This is a genomic window from Buttiauxella cochleicola (genome assembly GCF_021283185.1).
Lineage (GTDB): Bacteria > Pseudomonadota > Gammaproteobacteria > Enterobacterales > Enterobacteriaceae > Buttiauxella > Buttiauxella massiliensis.
Window position 1 is genome coordinate 69,559 of sequence record NZ_JAJSOS010000011.1, and the last position, 19,847, is coordinate 89,405.

The 19,847-nt window shown below is 50.9% G+C and carries 17 protein-coding genes; 2 read left to right on the forward strand and 15 right to left on the reverse strand.

The window, feature by feature from the left end:
* Positions 1-101 precede the first annotated feature (101 nt).
* The 12 genes from nuoL to lrhA form a co-directional block, all read right to left on the reverse strand.
* The gene (gene nuoL / locus LVQ76_RS17015; protein ID WP_232904402.1) at positions 102-1,943 is read right to left on the reverse strand and encodes an NADH-quinone oxidoreductase subunit L; all 1,842 of its coding nucleotides are present in this window, start codon (positions 1,941-1,943) and stop codon (positions 102-104) included.
* The gene (gene nuoK / locus LVQ76_RS17020; RefSeq protein WP_034458791.1) at positions 1,940-2,242 is read right to left on the reverse strand and encodes an NADH-quinone oxidoreductase subunit NuoK; all 303 of its coding nucleotides are present in this window, start codon (positions 2,240-2,242) and stop codon (positions 1,940-1,942) included. The genes nuoL and nuoK overlap by 4 nt, the downstream gene beginning before the upstream one ends.
* Positions 2,239-2,796 carry an NADH-quinone oxidoreductase subunit J gene (nuoJ, locus tag LVQ76_RS17025; RefSeq protein WP_232865968.1) on the reverse strand — a complete coding sequence of 186 codons (558 nt, stop codon included), beginning with the start codon at positions 2,794-2,796 and terminating at the stop codon, positions 2,239-2,241. Before nuoJ ends, nuoK begins: the two co-directional genes overlap by 4 nt.
* A gap of 12 nt (positions 2,797-2,808) precedes the next feature.
* Positions 2,809-3,351: an NADH-quinone oxidoreductase subunit NuoI gene (nuoI, locus tag LVQ76_RS17030; protein WP_034458795.1), complete on the reverse strand. Its 543-nt coding sequence runs from the start codon at positions 3,349-3,351 to the stop codon at positions 2,809-2,811.
* Between the two features lie 14 nt (positions 3,352-3,365).
* Positions 3,366-4,343, reverse strand: a complete 978-nt coding sequence (nuoH, locus tag LVQ76_RS17035) for an NADH-quinone oxidoreductase subunit NuoH (RefSeq protein WP_232922102.1) — start codon at positions 4,341-4,343, stop codon at positions 3,366-3,368.
* Positions 4,340-7,063, reverse strand: a complete 2,724-nt coding sequence (gene nuoG / locus LVQ76_RS17040) for an NADH-quinone oxidoreductase subunit NuoG (protein WP_232922103.1) — start codon at positions 7,061-7,063, stop codon at positions 4,340-4,342. Before nuoG ends, nuoH begins: the two co-directional genes overlap by 4 nt.
* A gap of 62 nt (positions 7,064-7,125) precedes the next feature.
* Positions 7,126-8,466 carry an NADH-quinone oxidoreductase subunit NuoF gene (gene nuoF, locus LVQ76_RS17045; RefSeq protein ID WP_232865966.1) on the reverse strand — a complete coding sequence of 447 codons (1,341 nt, stop codon included), beginning with the start codon at positions 8,464-8,466 and terminating at the stop codon, positions 7,126-7,128.
* A complete protein-coding gene (gene nuoE / locus LVQ76_RS17050) occupies positions 8,463-8,963 on the reverse strand; it encodes an NADH-quinone oxidoreductase subunit NuoE (RefSeq protein WP_232904405.1) in 501 nt (166 codons plus the stop codon). The genes nuoF and nuoE overlap by 4 nt, the downstream gene beginning before the upstream one ends.
* Before the next feature lie 2 nt (positions 8,964-8,965).
* On the reverse strand, positions 8,966-10,777 hold the full coding sequence (gene nuoC / locus LVQ76_RS17055) for an NADH-quinone oxidoreductase subunit C/D (RefSeq protein WP_232922104.1): 1,812 nt from the start codon (positions 10,775-10,777) through the stop codon (positions 8,966-8,968).
* A 90-nt stretch (positions 10,778-10,867) separates the two neighbouring features.
* Positions 10,868-11,542: an NADH-quinone oxidoreductase subunit NuoB gene (gene nuoB, locus LVQ76_RS17060; RefSeq protein WP_034458804.1), complete on the reverse strand. Its 675-nt coding sequence runs from the start codon at positions 11,540-11,542 to the stop codon at positions 10,868-10,870.
* Positions 11,543-11,557: 15 nt separating this feature from the next.
* Complete coding sequence (gene nuoA, locus LVQ76_RS17065; protein WP_034497229.1) at positions 11,558-12,001, reverse strand: NADH-quinone oxidoreductase subunit NuoA; 444 nt, start codon at positions 11,999-12,001, stop codon at positions 11,558-11,560.
* A gap of 628 nt (positions 12,002-12,629) precedes the next feature.
* Positions 12,630-13,565, reverse strand: a complete 936-nt coding sequence (lrhA, locus tag LVQ76_RS17070) for a transcriptional regulator LrhA (RefSeq protein ID WP_232865964.1) — start codon at positions 13,563-13,565, stop codon at positions 12,630-12,632.
* A gap of 1,013 nt (positions 13,566-14,578) precedes the next feature.
* Between lrhA and alaA the strand changes: the two genes are divergently transcribed.
* Both alaA and yfbR read left to right on the forward strand, forming a co-directional pair.
* Complete coding sequence (gene alaA / locus LVQ76_RS17075; protein WP_064554960.1) at positions 14,579-15,793, forward strand: alanine transaminase AlaA; 1,215 nt, start codon at positions 14,579-14,581, stop codon at positions 15,791-15,793.
* A 78-nt stretch (positions 15,794-15,871) separates the two neighbouring features.
* Positions 15,872-16,471: a 5'-deoxynucleotidase gene (yfbR, locus tag LVQ76_RS17080; RefSeq protein WP_232865963.1), complete on the forward strand. Its 600-nt coding sequence runs from the start codon at positions 15,872-15,874 to the stop codon at positions 16,469-16,471.
* Between the two features lie 127 nt (positions 16,472-16,598).
* Here the strand turns inward: yfbR and LVQ76_RS17085 are convergent, their stop codons facing one another.
* The 3 genes from LVQ76_RS17085 to LVQ76_RS17095 all read right to left on the reverse strand — a co-directional run bounded on the left by LVQ76_RS17085 (position 16,599) and on the right by LVQ76_RS17095 (position 19,803).
* Positions 16,599-18,431, reverse strand: coding sequence for an SLC13 family permease (locus LVQ76_RS17085; RefSeq protein ID WP_232865962.1), 1,833 nt, complete (start codon positions 18,429-18,431; stop codon positions 16,599-16,601).
* A 204-nt stretch (positions 18,432-18,635) separates the two neighbouring features.
* Positions 18,636-19,316, reverse strand: coding sequence for a sugar phosphatase (locus LVQ76_RS17090; RefSeq protein WP_232922105.1), 681 nt, complete (start codon positions 19,314-19,316; stop codon positions 18,636-18,638).
* Positions 19,309-19,803, reverse strand: a complete 495-nt coding sequence (locus LVQ76_RS17095) for a YfbU family protein (protein WP_034458818.1) — start codon at positions 19,801-19,803, stop codon at positions 19,309-19,311. Before LVQ76_RS17095 ends, LVQ76_RS17090 begins: the two co-directional genes overlap by 8 nt.
* Positions 19,804-19,847 lie beyond the last annotated feature (44 nt).

Sequence of the window (19,847 nt, forward strand, 5' to 3'; positions counted from 1 at the left end):
CGGTGTCCAGTCTGGTTTCGCCGATGACGCCTGTCCTTCAGGAACAGTTACTTAAAATTCATTTTTCTTGTGAAACGATCTTCACTCAAAAATCACAATACTCAACGCAAGACCAGCAGCAGGCCCAATACGACCACCGCACCGATACTCATTGATGCCACATACCAGCGCAGATAACCGTTTTCACTCACCAACAGGCCGCGACCTGCAAAGCGTGAAAGAACTGCCGGAATGTTCATCAGTGAATTCAGTGGATCGCTCTTGATAAGCCAGGCGATACCCAGGAATGGCTTAACGAAGACTTTGTCGTAAAGCCAATCGAAGCCCCAGGCATGGAACCACCAGGTACCGAAGAAGCGACCCGGTGCGCTGTTGGCAATCGCTGTTACCAGAGTACGTTTACCCAGCCACAGCCATGCGGCAATCAGGATACCGGCGATGGCGACAACACCAGAGGTAATCTCAAGTGCCAACACGCTACCGTGCGCAAGTTCTGTAGTCGCTGGCAGAACACCTGCAAGCGGCGGAACAATCATTGCACCAACGAAGGTGGACAACACCAGCAGCACAATCAGCGGCAAGTTGTGAGTGATGCCTTTAAGTGGATGCGCGTGAATCTGCTCTTTACCGTGGAAGACGATGAAGATCATACGGAAGGTATACAGTGAGGTCATAAACGCACCGACCAGACCCGCAACCATCAGGTTCACATGACCATTCGCCATCGCACCGGCCAGAATCTCATCTTTACTGAAGAAGCCCGCAGTAATGAGTGGCAACGCGGACAACGCGGCACCGCCGACCAGGAAGCAGATATACACCAGCGGAATGGACTTACGCAGGCCACCCATTTTGAAGATGTTTTGTTCGTGGTGGCAGGCAAGAATCACCGAACCGGACGACAGGAACAGCAGCGCTTTGAAAAACGCGTGAGTCATCAGGTGGAAGATTGCAGCATCCCACGCTTGCACACCGAGTGCCAGGAACATATAGCCAATCTGGCTCATGGTCGAGTACGCGAGTACGCGTTTGATATCGGTTTGCACCAGCGCCGCAAAGCCTGCCATCACCAATGTTACTGCACCCACGATGCCAACTAAATGCAGCACTTCCGGCGTTAACAGGAACAGGCCGTGAGTACGAGCAATCAGGTAGACACCCGCGGTAACCATGGTCGCTGCGTGGATCAGTGCTGAAACTGGCGTTGGGCCAGCCATCGCATCCGCAAGCCAGGTCTGCAATGGCAACTGTGCAGATTTACCCACCGCACCGCCCAACAGCATCAGGGTTGCCCACATCAGCATCTGGTTGCCAGCTGCAAAGTGCTGCGGAGCCAGTTCAACCATTTCGCGGAAGTTCAGCGTGCCCAGTTCGTTGTAAAGAATGAACAGCGCAAACGCGAGGAACACGTCGCCGACACGGGTTACCACGAAGGCTTTCATGGCTGCCGCGCCGTTCTTAGGATCGGTGTAGTAGAAACCAATCAGCAGATACGAGCACAGGCCCACGCCTTCCCAACCAAGGTACATCAGCAACAAGTTGTCGCCGAGAACCAGAACTACCATGCTGGCGATAAACAGGTTGGTGTAGGCGAAGAAGCGCGAATAGCCCTCTTCCCCACGCATATACCAGGACGCGTACATGTGGATCAAGAAGCCAACGCCGGTCACCACAGACAGCATGGTCAGTGACAAGCCGTCGAGGATCAGGTTGAAGCCGATATTAAAATCGCCAACCGACATCCACGTCCACAGCGGTTGAGTGAATGCCTGTTGCCCGTTGTTGAAGAAATCAACACCGACAATCGCCGTCACTAACGCGGTAAGGCCAATCGAGCCCACGCCAACGGTGGCAGAAAGGTTTTCTGACCAGCGGCCACGAGAGAACGCCAACAATAAAAAGCCAATAAACGGCAAAAGAATGGTTAACCAGAGAAGGTTCATCCACGCATCTCACTTACTGAATCGATATTCAGGCTCTGGCGACGACGATGGAGCTGCAATAACAGCGCGAGGCCAATACTGGCTTCGGCGGCAGCTAAGCTAATCGCGAGAATATACATCACCTGGCCGTCAGCCTGGCCCCAATAGCTTCCGGCGACCACGAACGCGAGCGCGGCGGCGTTGATCATCACTTCCAGGCTAATCAGCATGAAAAGCAGGTTGCGACGAATCACCAGCCCTGTCAGCCCGAGGACGAACAAAATGGCAGCAAGGATTAGTCCATGTTGCAGCGGAATCATACGTGCTCCTCCGTTTTTCTTTTCGCAGCTGCGTCGGCCTGGCGGTTGCTCAGCACTTCACCCGGACGATCTTCACGACCCAGGTGGAATGCAACAACCAGACCCGCCAGCAGCAGCATTGAGGCTAATTCCACTGCCAGAACATACGGTCCGAACAGCGCAATACCTACCGCTTTTGCACTCACTGGCGTACCGTCAATCCCCTGGTCATTCAGACCCAGGATTGCGTAAACCAGCACCGAAAGCAGGACGGCTGACAAAATGCCAGGGCCAATCCACAACTGCGGTTTCAGCCAGTTACGCTCTTGTTCAACGACCGCACCGCCGAGGTTGAGCATCATTACCACGAAGACGAACAGCACCATGATGGCACCGGCGTAAACGATAATCTCAAGCGCTGCGGCGAAGTACGCTCCCAGGGAGAAGAACACCCCGGAAATAGCCAGCAGCGAGATGATCAGATACAGCAAGGCATGCACCGGGTTGGTATGGGTGATCACTCGAAGAGTGGTCCCGACCGCGATGATTGCGCAAATATAAAAAGCGAATTCCATTGCCTTGCTCCTTTAAGGTAATAGGCCTTTGACGTCGATAGGCTTGGCTTCGTTTTCCGCTTCGCCCTTATCTTTGCCGTCGATTGCCATACCTGCCATCCGGTAGAAGTTATATTCCGGGTATTTGCCCGGACCGGAGATCAACAGGTCCTCTTTTTCGTACACCAAATCCTGGCGCTTAAACTCACCCAGCTCGAAGTCTGGAGTCAGCTGAATAGCCGTGGTTGGGCACGCTTCTTCGCACAGGCCACAGAAGATGCAGCGCGAGAAGTTAATGCGGAAGAATTCTGGATACCAGCGGCCATCTTTTGTTTCTGCTTTTTGCAAAGAGATACAGGCCACCGGGCAGGCTACCGCACACAGGTTACAGGCTACGCAGCGCTCGGAGCCGTCCGGATCGCGCGTTAACACGATGCGGCCACGGTAGCGCGGCGGTAAATAGACTGGCTCTTCCGGATACATCTGCGTTTCGCGTTTGGCAAACGCGTGCAGACCGATCATCCAGATACTGCGTACCTGGGTGCCGAAACCAACCGCTAACTCTTTCAATGTCATGGTTTTTTCACCCCTTATGGTGCCTGATAGAGAATGACCGCGGCGGTCACCAGCAGATTAACCAGTGTCAACGGCAGGCAAATTTTCCAGCCGAAGGACATCACCTGGTCATAACGCGGACGAGGCAATGCTGCACGGATCAAAATGAACATCATCATGAAGAATGCAGTTTTCAGCGCAAACCAGATGAAAGGTGGTAACCACGGGCCATGCCAGCCACCAAAGAACAGGGTGACAATCAGGGCTGAAACCGTAACGATGCCGATGTACTCACCCACAAAGAACAGGCCGAACTTCATGCCTGAGTATTCGATGTGGTAACCATCTGCCAGTTCTTGCTCAGCTTCTGGTTGGTCAAACGGGTGACGGTGACAAACTGCAACACCAGCAATTGCGAAGGTAACAAAGCCGAAGAACTGCGGAATCACGTTCCACAGGTTGGCCTGATTATCAACGATATCGCCCATATTGAACGAACCTGCCTGCGCAACAACGCCCATCAGCGACAAACCAAGGAACACTTCGTAGCTCAGCGTTTGTGCAGAAGCACGCATTGCGCCCAACAGTGAGTATTTGTTGTTACTTGACCAGCCAGCGAACAGCACGGCGTAAACCGCGAGGCCTGCCAGCATCAGGAAGAACAAAATACCAATGTTCAGGTCGGCAACGACCCAGTTTGGGCTGACCGGCACAATGGCAAAGGCCAACAGCAGCGAGGTAAAAGCAATCATCGGAGCCAGGGTAAAGATGACGCGGTCCGCAAAGCGCGGAGTCCAGTCTTCTTTAAAGAACATCTTGATCATATCCGCGACGAGCTGGAGCGATCCGCCCCAGCCAACACGGTTAGGCCCGTAACGGTTCTGGAACAGGCCCAGCAAACGACGCTCGCCAAAACTCATGAACGCACCACAGGTCACCACGACCAGCAGGATCACCACCGCTTTGAGAATGCTCAGCAGAATGTCGATAACATCCGGTGTTAACCAACTCATTGGCCAGCCTCCTGGAGATTTTCAAGACGCGCACCCGCCAGCACCGGAGCGATGCCAGGCATACCCATCGGTAAACCGACCTGCCCTGCTGCCAGACCTTCGGAAAGTTGCAGTGGCAGACTCAGCGTCTGGCCTTCGTAACTAAACGAAATCAGGCTTCCTGCATTCACGCCCAGTTTTGCAGCGTCAGCCGGATTGAGCTTGATATACGGTTCCGCCATACGGCTCTGGAAGATTGGTGAACGCTGGGACATTTCATCGCTGCCAAACAGATGGTAGTAAGGCGCGATACGCCATTTCCCTTCTTCGGCATGGAAGATTTCCGGCACATCGGTGAAGTAATCAATACCCGTTTCGGAAGCTTCAATCAGACGCACACCAGGATCACCGTGGCGCAGTTTGCCGCCCACTTCGGCCTGGAATTTGTTCCATGCCTGCGGTGAGTTCCAGCCTGGCGCCCATGCAAATGGGATCTGCTGGCGATTAGCTGTCGGGCTGTTGTTCCCTTCCATCGAGAAGGCGAACATGGTGTCTTTATCCTGCGGCTGACGCGGTTCGTGCACGCTAATGTTGGCACGCATAGCCGTACGACCACTGGAGCGGATTGGGGAACGTGACAGTTTCTGACCACGGATACGGAAGCTGGCATCTGGTGCCGCCTCTTTAATTCCGGCCAGCTGTGGCAGCGCTTTCACACACGCGTCGATAACATGGTCAAGCTGCGTCCAGTCCACTTCACGGCTTTGAACCGTGCTGTGCAGGGAGTGCAACCAGCGCCAGCTTTCCAGCATCACAACGGAATGGTCGTAATACGCCGGGTCATAAACCTGGAAGAAACGCTGTGCGCGGCCTTCGTTGTTAATAACCGTACCGTCGCTTTCAGCAAAACTTGCGGTGGACAGCACCAGATGGGCTTTGTCCATAATCGCGGTGCGCTGATGGTCAATCACCATCACCAGCGGAGCTTTACTGAGTGCTGCGTCAACGCGAGCCGCGGAAGCATGGCGATGCAGATCGTTTTCCAGCACCACTACCGCATCGGCAGCACCGCTTTCCAGTTCACTTAACGCTTCTTCCAGCGAGCCACCGCCAATCAGGCCGAGGCCAACGCTGTTAACCGCGCGAGCCACCATAGTGATACCGACATCGGCACCACGGCCTTTCAGCGCTTTCGCCACGTTTGCTGCGGCCTGAATCACCGCTTCGCTTCCGGCGTTAGTACCGGATACGATCAATGGTTTTTTCGCACCAGCCAGCGCTTGAACAATCACGTCGACTTTATTTTTCAGATCGCGATCTAATTCAACAGCTGGGGAGTTGCTGTCCAGCGCGTTAGCAATCGCGAAGCCCAGACGCGCCTGATCTTCAACCGGCGCACGGTAAGTCCATGCGGCGATGTCGTCCAGACGAGTGCTGTCGATGTTAGTGACAAACAGCGGATGTTTAGCGTGCTGGCCGATGTTCAGGATGGCCGCAATCTGCCAGTCAGCCACTTTCTGCGCTGCTGCCATTTCACGAGCTTTGCCTTTCACAGCCTGACGCACAGCCAGTGCAACACGTGCGCCGGTCTGAGTAATGTCTTCGCCGAGCACCAGAACCGCATCGTAGGTTTCGATTTCACGCAGTGCCGGAGTGTGAATGCCACTTTCTTGCAGCACTTTGAGCATCAGTTGCAGACGTGCTTGCTCACCGGTTGCAATACCGGTGTAGAAGTTGTCCGCACCCACCAGTTCACGCAGCGCAAAGTTGCTTTCAACGCTGGCGCGTGGAGAACCGATACCGATCACTTTCTTCGACTGGCGCAGAATATCTGCCGCACCCTGCATCGCCTGATCGGCGTTCAGCGTGATCAGATCGTCGCCACGACGCTGGATCGGCTGACGTGGACGATCCTTCAGGTTGACGTAGCCATAACCAAAGCGGCCACGGTCACACAGGAAGTAGTGGTTCACGGTGCCGTTGTAGCGGTTTTCGATACGACGCAATTCGCCGTAGCGCTCGCCTGGGCTTGTGTTACAGCCGATGCTGCACTGCTGGCAAATGCTTGGTGCGAACTGCATGTCCCACTTACGGTTGTAGCGCTCGGAGTGAGTTTTGTCGGTGAACACGCCGGTCGGGCAGATTTCTACCAGGTTACCGGAGAATTCGCTCTCAAGCGTGCCGTCTTCCGGGCGACCGAAGTAGACGTTATCGTGCGCGCCATAAACACCCAGGTCGGTGCCGTCAGCGTAATCTTTGTAATAACGCACACAGCGGTAACAGGCGATACAGCGGTTCATTTCGTGAGAGATGAACGGGCCGAGATCCTGATTACGGTGGGTGCGTTTTGTGAAGCGGTAACGGCGGAAGCTATGACCGGTCATGACCGTCATATCCTGCAGGTGGCAGTTGCCGCCTTCTTCACAAACCGGGCAGTCGTGCGGGTGGTTAGTCATTAACCATTCCACAACGCTTTCGCGGAATTCTTTTGCTTCGCTATCGTCAATAGAGATAAACGTACCGTCTGAGGCTGGTGTCATACATGACATCACCAGGCGCCCACGATTGTCTTCTGCGTTCTGATATTGCTTCACCGCGCACTGGCGGCAAGCACCGACGCTGCCTAGCGCCGGGTGCCAGCAAAAATAAGGAATATCGAGGCCGAGCGACAGACATGCTTGCAGCAGGTTGTCTGACCCGTTTACCTCATATTCTTTGCCGTCTACATGAATCGTAGCCATAGTCAGCATGCTTCCAGTTAATTATAAAATTTTTCTTACCTGCACCTTTATGGGTGCAGATATCACCAGCGTGCTTTTAACAAGTTCGGCTGAATGCCCGTAATGGCACGGGTGTTACCGAAATCTTGTTTGGCAATGCCTGCTTCGAATTCTTCGCGGAAATATTTAATCGCGCTCTGCAATGGCTCAACCGCACCTGGCGCATGCGCGCAGAAGGTTTTACCTGGACCCAGGAATCGACACAGTTGCTCAAGTGTTTCGATATCCCCAGGCTGGCCTTCGCCACGCTCCAGCGCGCGCAGAATTTTCACACTCCACGGCAAGCCGTCACGGCATGGTGTACACCAGCCGCAAGATTCGCGGGAAAAGAACTCTTCCAGATTGCGCACCAACGGGACCATACCAATTTCATGGTCTACGGCCATCGCCAGTGCGGTACCTAAACGGCTGCCTGCTTTGCCGATGCTTTCGAATTCCATCGGTAAATCAAGGTGTGATTCGGTCAGGAAGTCAGTCCCTGCCCCACCCGGCTGCCAGGCTTTGAATTTCAGTCCATCGCGCATACCGCCCGCGTAATCCTCGAGGATTTCACGTGCCGTGGTGCCGAACGGTAATTCCCAGACGCCTGGGTTTTTCACGCGACCAGAGAAGCCCATTAGCTTGGTGCCAGCATCTTTGCTGGTAGAAATGCCCTGGTACCACTCCACGCCGTTGGCCAGAATGGCTGGCACGTTGCACAGGGTTTCAACGTTGTTTACACAGGTTGGTTTACCCCACACGCCGCTTGATGCAGGGAATGGTGGTTTTGAACGCGGGTTGGCACGACGGCCTTCCAGGGAGTTAATCAATGCGGTTTCTTCACCACAGATATAACGCCCGGCACCGGTGTGCACGATCAGCTCAAAATCAAAACCAGAACCGAGAATGTTTTTGCCAAGCAGACCCGCTTCGGTCGCTTCTGCAATAGCACGCCGCAAATGCACAGCCGCTTCGATGTACTCGCCACGCAGGAAGATGTAACCGCGATACGCCTTCAGGGCGAATGCAGAAATCAGCATGCCTTCCACCAACAGGTGCGGCAATTGCTCCATCAGCAAACGGTCTTTATAAGTGCCGGGTTCCATTTCATCGGCGTTACACAGCAGGTAACGGATATTCATGGACTCGTCTTTCGGCATCAGGCTCCACTTCAAACCGGTGGAAAAGCCTGCGCCGCCACGCCCTTTCAGACCTGAGTCTTTAACGCGGGTAACGACTTCATCTGGTGCGAGGCCGGTCAGAGCAAGACGCGCACCTTCGTAGCCGTTTTTGCTGCGATATTCATCCAGCCAGACAGGCTGTTTGTCATCACGCAACCGCCAGGTCAGCGGATGGGTCTCGGCAGTACGAATAATCGTCTTCATTTATACTGCTCCAGCAAATCAGGGATTGCTTCCGGCGTCAGATAACTGTGAGTGTCCTCATCAATCATCATGGTCGGCCCTTTGTCGCAGTTACCCAGACAGCAGGTTGGCAGCAGGGTAAAGCGTCCATCAAACGTGGTTTGACCCGGTTTGATGCTCAGTTTTGCTTCGATAGCCGATTGAATGCCCTGGTAGCCCGTAATGTGGCAAACCACGCTATCGCAGTAGCGAATTACGTGGCGGCCAACCGGCTGGCGGAAAATCTGGCTATAGAATGTGGCAACACCTTCTACGTCACTGGCTGGAATGCCCAGAACTTCAGCGATGGCGTAAATAGCACCGTCTGGCACCCAGCCACGCTGCTTCTGAACAATTTTCAGCGCTTCGATAGAGGCTGCGCGAGCATCTTCGTAATGATGTTTTTCGTGCTCAATCGCATCACGCTCGAATTGACTCAGCTCAAAGGCTTCTGCCTGGGGTTGTTGTTTATCGTGCATAGTTAGCGATCCACATCAGACATTACAAAATCGATACTACCCAGATAGACAATCAGGTCAGAAACCAGACTGCCGCGAATCGCCGACGGGATTTGCTGCAAGTGCGCAAAGCTCGGGGTACGAATACGGGTACGGTAGCTCATGGTGCTGCCGTCGCTGGTCAGGTAGTAACTGTTAATCCCTTTCGTCGCCTCAATCATCTGGAAGGATTCGTTAGCCGGCATAACCGGGCCCCACGAAACTTGCAGGAAGTGAGTGATCAGGGTCTCGATATGTTGCAGCGTGCGTTCTTTCGGTGGCGGCGTTGTCAGCGGATGGTCAGCTTTGAACGGGCCAGCAGGCATGTTTTTCAGGCACTGGTCAAGAATGCGCAAACTCTGGCGAAGCTCTTCAACTTTCAGCATCACGCGGGTGTAGCAGTCACTGATGCCACCGCCGACCGGGACTTCGAAGTCGAAGTTTTCGTAACCAGAGTAAGGGCGAACTTTACGGATATCGAAGTCAACGCCAGTTGCGCGCAGGCCAGCACCCGTTGTACCCCACTCCAGAGCTTCTTTCTTGCCGTAAGCAGCAACGCCCTGCGAACGACCTTTCAGAATGGTGTTACGCAGTGCGGCTTTCTCGTAGGAATCCAGACGTTTTGGCATCCAATCGAGGAACTCTTTAAGCAGGCGCTCCCAACCGTTTGGCAAGTCGTGAGCAACACCACCAATACGGAACCAAGCCGGGTGCATACGGAAACCGGTAATCGCTTCGACCAGGTCATAGATTTTCTGACGGTCGGTAAAGGCGAAGAACACCGGAGTCATCGCGCCCACGTCCTGAATAAACGTAGAGATGTAAAGCAGGTGGCTGTTGATACGGAACAGTTCGGACAGCATGACGCGGATAACGTCAACACGTTCAGGAACCTTGATACCCGCCAGCTTTTCAACCGCCAGCACGTATGGCATTTCGTTTACGCAGCCACCGAGGTACTCGATACGGTCGGTATACGGAATGTAGCTGTGCCAGGACTGACGCTCACCCATTTTCTCAGCACCACGGTGGTGGTAGCCGATGTCAGGTACACAATCGACAATCTCTTCACCGTCGAGTTGCAGAACGATACGGAATGCACCGTGCGCGGATGGGTGGTTTGGACCGAGGTTCAGGAACATGAAATCTTCATGCTCGCTGCTGCGCTTCATGCCCCACTCTTCAGGCTTGAAGGTCAGCGCTTCCATCTCGAGGTCTTCTTTCTGTTTGGTCAATTCAAACGGATCGAACTCGGTGGCACGCGCCGGATAATCTTTACGCAGCGGATGGCCTTCCCACGTTGGCGGCATCATGATGCGCGTCAGGTGCGGGTGACCATTAAAGGTGATGCCGAACATTTCCCAGGTTTCACGCTCATACCAGTTAGCGTTCGGGAAAACTTTGGTGATCGTTGGCACGTTCAGGTCGTTTTCAGACAGCGCCACCTTGAGCATGATATCGCGGTTGCGATCGATAGAAATCAGGTGGTAGAAAACGGAAAAATCCGCGGCCGGTAAACCGTCGCGGTGGGTACGGAGACGTTCGTCCATGCCGTGTAAGTCGAACAACATGACGTAGGGCTTCGGTAATTTCTTTAAGAAATCGACCACTTCCAGTAATTGTTCACGCTTAACCCAGGCCACCGGAACTCCAGTGCGGGTTGGCTGAACAGTAAAAGCATCCGGCCCAAAACGGTTACGCAGTTCGCCAATAACCGGATCATCAAGATGGTCACGGGTTTGCCAGGCTTGCTGGTTGGCATCATGCGCGGTTAAATCGGTCATAATTCTCACCATTGCAAATGGTACTGTGGTGACTGTTGGTCAGCGGCTTCGCGCTAATATTATTGATATGCGAAGTAAACTCACGCCGACCACAGGCGCAAATTAAATCTCGTCTGGTGTCCGCAAGTTAGTGACAGCAATACGCTCGCCACGTTTACGTTCGCGCTCTGATTGCATGTTGGCGCGATATACACCTTGATCGCCAACCACCCAAGAAAGTGGGCGACGCTCTTTACCAATAGATTCTTGCAGCAACATCAGAGCCTGCATATAGGCTTCCGGGCGCGGTGGACAGCCTGGAATGTAAACATCTACCGGCAGGAATTTATCCACTCCTTGCACTACAGAATAGATGTCGTACATGCCGCCGGAGTTGGCGCAGGCACCCATTGAGATAACCCATTTTGGCTCAAGCATTTGGTCATACAGACGCTGAATGACCGGAGCCATTTTGGTAAAGCAGGTTCCTGCAATCACCATTAAGTCAGCCTGACGCGGGGAAGCACGCAGAACTTCGGCACCAAAACGTGCCACGTCATGCACGGCGGTAAACGAGGTCACCATTTCAACGTAGCAGCAAGAAAGGCCAAAGTTATAAGGCCAAATTGAGTTTTTACGACCCCAGTTCACCATATCGTGCATGGCATGTTCGAGCTTGCCCATGTACACACTACGGTTGATTTCTTGGTCAAGAGGATCGGTCACGATCTCCTGTTTTTGCAGGGGGTAACGGTCGTTCTCACCGTCGGGGTCTATGCGGGTGAGCGTATAGTCCATCTTATTGCCTCGCTGTTACTGCTGACGGTTAGTGATACTGTCGGTTTCCGGGTTGATTTGGGCACGGCGCGAACGCGCAGGTGTCCAGTCAAGCGCGCCAATACGCACCAGATACACCAGGCCTGCCAGTAGCACTAAAATGAAAATTGCGGCCTCGACGAAGCCTACCCATCCACTTTCACGGATGGAAACTGACCACGCATAGAGATACAAGGCTTCCACGTCGAAGATAACGAAGAACATGGCAACCAGGTAAAACTTGGCGGATAGACGTAAGCGCGCTGTACCAACTGAGTCGATACCTGACTCGAAGGGAGTGTTTTTGTGCCGACCCTTAGCTCTCCCGCCAAGGAACCAGGCCCCGAGAAGCATTACGCAACACAGGCCTATGGCAACAATAAGAAAAACTGCGAACGCCCAATGGTGAGCGATAACTTCAGTGGATGTTGACATACTCATTGCTTACTCATCAAAAGTGGCGCCAAAGTCTCTGCTCTTGCTGGCAGATGAACACCACATCGATTCATGGGGAGGAACAATAAACCTTACAATAACTGCCGGAATCAAAACTTTACCAGCAAATTGATGGGGTTTTTTACTCCTTTCTATAACCTTTTGTCAACTTTAACAAAAGTATCCACACATTAATTTACATGAAACCAACTTCATTAACATTTAGTGCGTTAAAAATCAGTAATGACGAATTATTAACCCTATTTTAATGAAGGTGAATCGTGTCCGTTAACGAGGGAAAAAATATCTACCGTTCTATTTTGGCAGGAAATCTCAACTATTCATCCCCCTAAGAGGGAGTATTTTCTTGATCTGAGACACGCTTCTGTTAATCCATCTCAGAAAACAACAACATTGCAGCGTATTTTTTAACAATTAAACGAGTATTGAGTCGAAGGAAGTACGTAGAAGGTAGGTATCTAGGGCGCTATGAAGCAGATTGTTTTAAAACATGTTTTTACAAATTAGTAATAAAGACATCTTGCAGTGATTAAAAAACAGGCCACTGAGTCAATAAATGACCTCAATGACCTGTTTTCGAATTTCATATTTTGTTACTAACAAACCGAAGGCATTACTCGAAATCACGTTCCATCAGCACGGTATCATCATCTTCATCTGACGAAGCCATGTAGCGGTATGGGTTAGGGTTTGATTCCAGAGCACTAAAGATAGCCTGAGCCAAATCATTACTGGTTTGCACATTACGGCACAACAAATATTGAGTATCTGGCATAACTGGTAAGCCATCAGCATTACCCAGTACACGTAATTCAGGGCTCATCATTTCTACAGGTCGTGCAGTCACACCCAGGCCGGCTTTCACCGCGGCACGCACAGCCGAAAGAGTGGAAGCAACATACGCAATACGCCAGGGAATGCGCGCTGCATTCAAATGCTCAAGCATCATATCCCGGTAAGGACTCGGATCGTCGAGCATGACTAAAGGTACGGTTTCACCTTTCTGGAAGACGTAATCCGATGCGCAATACCATAAAGTTGGTGAGGTACGTAACACAATGGATTCAAAATGCGCGGGTTTTGATGTGGTGACAACCAAATCAACTTCCTGCTGATTAAGCATTTCAACCATAAATGGATTACGTTTAACCCGGACATCCAACGCCAGCTTTGGATAAACCGAACTTATTCGGTTAAGCAAGAAAGGCAGAATGGTATCCGCAGTTTCATCAGATGCACCAATCGTGAGCACACCCTGCAAATTACTAAACATCAGTGACGTACATGCTTCATCATTAAAACGTAGAATTTTTCGCGCATAACCCAGAAGCTGAATACCATGCTCGGTCAGCAGCTTATTACGACCATGACGGGCAAAGAGCTCTTTTCCTACTAACTGTTCAAGACGCTGCATCTGCTGGCTTACAGCCGATTGCGTACGGCAAACCGCAACTGCCGCCGCAGCAAAAGTATTCAAATCCGCTACGGCAACAAAAGTCCTTAGCAGATCGAGGTCGAGATTTAGTATCGGACGATTTGCGTTAATCATAATTTTTTCACTAGTAGGTTGCTCTTACGAGTCTGCCTTAGTTTTATTGCTGTGATTTATCAAAAAGATAAAGCAATTCCCTTTTACAGAACGTCTCCCGAGGGGCCATACCGTCATCCTGACAGTCGTTCTGACTTTTTATTTTTCATGCATCCCAGTACATGCGAGCCAATAATGTAGATCACATATTCCAGGAAATATTATACCGCCGTAACCAACATACAAACATTCGTCTTATTGTACTAGTCACTTAAATTAAAACTGAGTAATTATTGTAAGCCTACTTCAGTACTGAGTTTTATTTATTCAACATTTTGTGGCTACGAGGATAAGTGCAATGAAAGTTTTCTCTATGTCATTTTTGCTGCACGGACAATTACCAAAGAACAATGGTTATATACTAACCCGAGGTAAAACATAGAGTTTCAGTATGTCCAAAAATAGACACTCGTCATTTTCCGTGACATATCTTACCGCAAATCATGCCATTCCATAAGTTTTGTTGCGAATTATCTGATCTCATTCTCCTTTTTCATTTCACTCTTCAACAGGTTATTCATAAAAATCCCTGAAGCTATACGAGGCAAAAGAGAAGTAACTTAACTCTATTCTTCGGTTATATTAATGACACTCAGAGTTATTTTTATATACATATTATTAACTCACATTAGTGAACTTCTTTTAACCTCAAGCATAAACATTCAATTTTCCTTAACTATCACTCAATTTAATTTTCAAACCACTCAGCATTACCCACTACAACACCAGCGCCACACCAGTTGATGAAATCACCAAATGGCTTAACATTTATATATACATCTATCTTATGTAAAATAATCAGTATTTTATACCAATCATTAGATATTCAATTGGTTTTTCTGCTTGTGCCTAACTTGAAAGATAAATTGCAGTCTGGCGCCTCGACTGCCTTCAAATCTGGGCGTGGCAGGAGTACATTTGTTGCCTGGTCGCTTCCACGGCAGGAAGTGGCGCTAACATTAAAGGTCAGGTTCATGTCCCCTATCGAAAAATCCAGCAAACTTGATAACGTCTGTTATGACATCCGTGGCCCAGTGCTCAAGGAGGCTAAGCGTCTTGAAGAAGAAGGGAATAAAGTCCTCAAGTTGAATATTGGCAACCCTGCGCCATTTGGCTTTGATGCCCCGGATGAAATTCTTGTCGATGTGATTCGTAATATGCCTACTGCTCAGGGTTACTGCGACTCGAAAGGACTCTACTCCGCACGTAAAGCCATCATGCAGCATTATCAGGCTCGTGAAATGCGGGACGTGACAGTTGAAGATATTTACATCGGCAACGGTGTTTCTGAGCTGATTGTTCAATCGATGCAAGCATTGCTGAACAGTGGTGATGAGATGCTGGTACCAGCGCCTGATTACCCTTTGTGGACTGCAGCAGTTTCGCTTTCTAGTGGCAAAGCCGTTCACTATTTATGTGATGAGTCGGCAGGCTGGTTCCCGGACCTTGACGATATTCGGGCTAAAATCACACCACGTACTCGCGGTATCGTAATTATTAACCCGAACAACCCAACCGGTGCGGTTTACTCTAAAGAGCTGTTGCTGGAAGTTGTAGAAATTGCGCGTCAGCATAATTTGATTATTTTTGCTGATGAAATCTACGACAAGATTCTGTACGACGCGGCACAGCACCATTCAATTGCGGCACTGGCTCCGGACCTGCTGACAGTGACCTTTAATGGGCTGTCCAAAACTTATCGTGTTGCCGGGTTCCGCCAGGGTTGGATGGTTCTGAATGGGCCGAAGAAGCACGCAAAAGGTTATATCGAAGGGCTGGAGATGCTCGCGTCGATGCGTTTGTGCGCGAACGTACCTGCTCAGCATGCGATTCAGACGGCTTTAGGCGGTTATCAGAGTATTAGCGAATTTATTGCACCAGGCGGGCGTCTGTATGAACAGCGTAACCGTGCGTGGGAACTGATTAACGATATTCCTGGTGTTTCCTGTGTGAAACCGCAGGGCGCACTCTATATGTTCCCTAAAATCGACGCTAAACGCTTTAATATCCACGACGACCAAAAAATGGTGCTGGATTTCTTATTACAAGAAAAAGTGCTTTTGGTTCAAGGAACGGCATTTAACTGGCCGTGGCCGGATCACGTACGTATCGTGACTTTACCGCGTGTTGATGAACTGGAAATGGCTATCAATAAATTTGGTCGTTTCCTCGGCCATTACCACCAATAATTCTCTCGGGGGAGATGTTTGCATCTTCCCCCGACTCCCCGCACAATGGTTTTCTTTGCTTACGTACCGAGTGTATCTATGAGCCAAAGCCATTTCTTTGCCCACCTTTCACGCCTGAAATTAATCAATCGTTGGCCGCTGATGCGTAATGTGCGTACCGAAAATGTGTCGGAGCATAGCCTGCAAGTTGCAATGGTCGCTCATGCATTAGCCGTGATTAAAAATCGTAAATTCAACGGCCAAATTAACGCCGAACATGTTGCCCTGCTTGCGATGTATCACGATGTCAGTGAGGTGCTTACGGGGGATTTACCAACGCCGGTGAAGTATTTCAACACGCAAATTGCTCATGAATACAAAGCTATCGAGAAAATCGCCCAACAGAAATTGATTGATATGGTACCAGAAGAGTTACGTGATATCTGGGCACCACTGATTGATGAACATCGCAGTAGCGACGAGGAGCGAGCCATCGTCAAGCAAGCCGATGCGTTATGTGCCTATCTAAAATGTCTGGAAGAGCTCTCTGCCGGTAACAATGAATTTTTACTGGCAAAAGGCAGGCTCGAGAAAACGCTGGCTGACCGCCACAGCGAAGAGATGGACTATTTTATGAATGTCTTTGTGCCGAGCTTCCAGCTGTCGCTCGATGAGATTAGCCAGGACTCGCCGCTTTAACCTATACCCAAAATAATTGGAGCTACATCAAGGCGGCAAGAGAGAAAATCCCCAGGGGCTTACAAAAGTAAGTGACTGGGGTTTGTAAACCTAGCCAACAAAGATGCGGCTTCAAGTATGAAGGGTATTAAAACGGGAATAACATCGGCACCATCACCACGCTTACCACCATCACAATCACCGTAAACGGCACGCCCATCTTCACAAAATCGCTGAACTTATAATTTCCAGGCCCCAGAACCAAGGTATTAACCGGCGATGACACTGGTGTCATGAATGCAGCAGATGCGGCGAGTGCGACAATCATGGCAAATGGATAAGGGGAAACGCCCATCGATTTTGCCGCAGCTAACGCAATAGGTGCCATTAACACCGCAGTCGCCGTATTTGAGATAAACAAGCCAATCGCGGCACACATCACGAACAGGCAAATCAACATCATGTGTGGACCATAGCCACCGCCGAGACTCATCAACCCGTTTACAATCAAATCCACACCACCCGTTTTTTGCAGTGCAAGAGCGAATGGCATCATACCGACAATCAAAATAATACTTGGCCAGTGCACCGCTTTATAGGCACTTTCCATGTCGATACAACGGAACTTACCCATCAACAAACAGGCAATAATGGCCGCGATGGTGTTAGGAATTTCGTCCGTCAACATCAGGGCGACCATCAACGCCAGGCAGAAAATCGCATGGGGTGCCTGGCTATGCGCTGGAGACGCCTCGCCCTCTTCCACCGGCAAATTGAGTACCAGGAAATCGCGGCCTTTTTGCTGCAACTGACTAATCAGTTTCCAGTCACCGACAACCAGCAAGATATCACCAAGCTGTAACGCTTCATCGACCAACAGCCCTTCCATTGCCTCGCCATTGCGACGTAACCCAACAACGTTCAGGCCGTAGCGAGTACGGAAGCCTATCTCGCGCAGTGTCTGCCCTATCAGTTCGGACTCAGGGATCAACGAAACTTCGGCCATGCCAACATCCAGCGCCTGGTCCGAGAAATACTCGCCGCGCAGAACCATTGGCTCAAGCATTTGCTCGCTACAAAACTCACGCAGATCGACTTCAGAAGCAGACATATCAATCAACAGCACGTCGCGCGCGCGAAATTCAGTGACGCCAGTGACATTGACGATAACCCGGCGGAATTTGCGCCAGCGCTCAAGGCCGATGACATTGGCGCCATAACGCTCACGCAGTTTTAAATCATCCAAACGTCGGCCCACCATCGGTGAACCCGGGCGAATTGCGAGACGACGCGCACGGCCAGTCAGGCGGTAATCTTTAATCAGGTCACGAAAAGTACGACGACGCCAGTCCTGCTTGCCATCGTCTTTGTTCTGCCCTTTCAGTGCAAAACGCGCAATCAGCATATAGCCGATACCCAGCAATAAAATGACCAAACCAATAGGCGTAACGCTAAAGAAGTGGAACCCCTGCAACCCTTCGCGTAGCAATTCGCTGTTTACGACCAAATTGGGTGGTGTTGCGACCAGCGTCATCATGCCGCTAATCAACCCGGCAAAACTGAGCGGCATCATTAAGCGCGATGGCGAGGTTTTCATGCGCATTGAAACACTGAGTACCACGGGGATAAATATTGCGACCACACCCGTTGAACTCATAAATGCGCCAAGCCCCGCAACGGTGAGCATCAGCAAAACCAGCATTTTGGTTTCGCTACTGCCTGCAACATCCACAAGCCAGGCCCCCATTTTGGTAGCAACGCCGGTTCGTACCAGGCCGTCGCCAATGATAAAGAGTGCTGCAATCAGGATAACGTTGGGATCGCTAAAGCCTGAGAAGGCCTCGCTGAGAGTGAGTGTGCCGCTGAGGACAAATGCAATAATGACAAGAAGTGCAACCGCATCCATACGTACTTTGCCAGTGGCAAACAGCACCACCGCTATCGCTAACAGCGATAAAACCCAAATCAGTTCTGAGTTCAAAACAATTCCTTTTTCCCCGTCTTACTTGAAGCCACAGCCGCGTTAGCTACGCTCACTTACCCGAGTCACTTACTCATGTAAGTTCCCCGGGATAAGCTCCCTTGCTGCCTTGCTGTGACTCCAATTAATTAGGGTGATAGCTGATTGAAAGGGTAAAAATCATGCCATAAAAAAGCCCCGCTATCGCGGGGCTAAATCATGTGTTTAGTGTTTTCTCAACACTTCGACTGTGCCATCTGGCAGCTTCTGAACCAGAAGCTCAGTCAACGAATGCAGAGCATAGTCGACATGCTCAAGCCGTGGCGTATCGGCCGGTGCATTGACCGCAATAACATGGCAACCTGCAGCCAGGCCAGAAAGTACACCTGCTGGCGCATCTTCTACTACAGCGCATTCTTCAGGCTCTAAACCTAATAATTGCGCACCGAGTAAGTAGGCATCCGGCTCAGGTTTCCCTCGGGAGACACGTTCAGCAGTAACAAGCACTTCAGGCTCTGGCAGTCCGCCAGCCGCACGACGAGCTGAAGCCACCGGTAATGAACCTGAGGTCACGATAGCCCATGGAATGCCCGCTTCGTTCAGATGAGCCAACAACTCAACGGCACCTGGCAATGCCACAATACCGTCGGTGTCTTCAGACTCGATTTTCTCAAGACGGAAAAACTCCTGCTGGATCTCTTCTTCAGACGCACCCGCCATAAAATGACGCAGTGAAGTTATCGCCTGCTTACCATGAATGAAGCCTAATACTTCTTGCGGCGAAATATCGAAACGCTTAGCCCAGTTAATCCATGCACGCTCAACCGCTGGCAGGGAGTCAACCAGAGTCCCATCCAAATCAAACAAGAAACCTTTGCACTTCACGACGCGTCTCCCCTCAGGCATTAATAATCTGCGCGATCTCATTCACACTTAAATGATACTGACGTGGGCAGGACTGCCACACTTTCAACATACGCTGATATTTTTCCCACATTGGGGTCTGCGCGTTAAAGCCATGAGTACCTGCGTCAAAATGCGCGTAACGGCCTTCAATATTGACCATGAATCGAACATATCCCAGGAACCGAGCTTCAGTTGCTGCATCGAAGCCGAGGAAGGTGACACGGCGTTCGTCAATTTCCTGGTTATCCTTCAGGTTCGTCCAGGAGACGTGCAGCGCGTGGTACATCTCCATAATGTCGATGACAGTACGGCAAGTTTCTTCCGTCAACTCACCGAACTCACGATCCAGCTCGCGCATTTGCAGGCCGTAACCGCGCTCAATGATCGTTTGCAGGCGACGATAACGCTCGGCGTTGTCTGGATCGAGCATGGTCATCATTTTGTACTGATTAGATAAAATCAGACGCTGGGCGTTAGTCATTTCCATTTCTTAGCTCCTGTTGCGCAGAATCACTCCTGCGAAAAAATATC

What these genes read in the sequence shown, in the direction of transcription:
- nuoB (WP_034458804.1), bottom strand. Translation starts at nt 11,542, where the DNA reads ATGGACTATACGCTCACCCGCATAGACCCCGACGGTGAGAACGACCGT.
- nuoF (WP_232865966.1), bottom strand. Translation starts at nt 8,466, where the DNA reads ATGAAGACGATTATTCGTACTGCCGAGACCCATCCGCTGACCTGGCGG.
- nuoH (WP_232922102.1), bottom strand. Translation starts at nt 4,343, where the DNA reads ATGAGTTGGTTAACACCGGATGTTATCGACATTCTGCTGAGCATTCTC.
- nuoK (WP_034458791.1), bottom strand. Translation starts at nt 2,242, where the DNA reads ATGATTCCGCTGCAACATGGACTAATCCTTGCTGCCATTTTGTTCGTC.
- yfbR (WP_232865963.1), top strand. Translation starts at nt 15,872, where the DNA reads ATGAGCCAAAGCCATTTCTTTGCCCACCTTTCACGCCTGAAATTAATC.
- alaA (WP_064554960.1), top strand. Translation starts at nt 14,579, where the DNA reads ATGTCCCCTATCGAAAAATCCAGCAAACTTGATAACGTCTGTTATGAC.
- lrhA (WP_232865964.1), bottom strand. Translation starts at nt 13,565, where the DNA reads ATGATTAACGCAAATCGTCCGATACTAAATCTCGACCTCGATCTGCTA.
- LVQ76_RS17090 (WP_232922105.1), bottom strand. Translation starts at nt 19,316, where the DNA reads ATGCCTGAGGGGAGACGCGTCGTGAAGTGCAAAGGTTTCTTGTTTGAT.
- nuoG (WP_232922103.1), bottom strand. Translation starts at nt 7,063, where the DNA reads ATGGCTACGATTCATGTAGACGGCAAAGAATATGAGGTAAACGGGTCA.
- nuoA (WP_034497229.1), bottom strand. Translation starts at nt 12,001, where the DNA reads ATGAGTATGTCAACATCCACTGAAGTTATCGCTCACCATTGGGCGTTC.
- nuoL (WP_232904402.1), bottom strand. Translation starts at nt 1,943, where the DNA reads ATGAACCTTCTCTGGTTAACCATTCTTTTGCCGTTTATTGGCTTTTTA.
- nuoI (WP_034458795.1), bottom strand. Translation starts at nt 3,351, where the DNA reads ATGACATTGAAAGAGTTAGCGGTTGGTTTCGGCACCCAGGTACGCAGT.
- nuoE (WP_232904405.1), bottom strand. Translation starts at nt 8,963, where the DNA reads ATGCACGATAAACAACAACCCCAGGCAGAAGCCTTTGAGCTGAGTCAA.
- LVQ76_RS17095 (WP_034458818.1), bottom strand. Translation starts at nt 19,803, where the DNA reads ATGGAAATGACTAACGCCCAGCGTCTGATTTTATCTAATCAGTACAAA.
- nuoC (WP_232922104.1), bottom strand. Translation starts at nt 10,777, where the DNA reads ATGGTGAGAATTATGACCGATTTAACCGCGCATGATGCCAACCAGCAA.
- nuoJ (WP_232865968.1), bottom strand. Translation starts at nt 2,796, where the DNA reads ATGGAATTCGCTTTTTATATTTGCGCAATCATCGCGGTCGGGACCACT.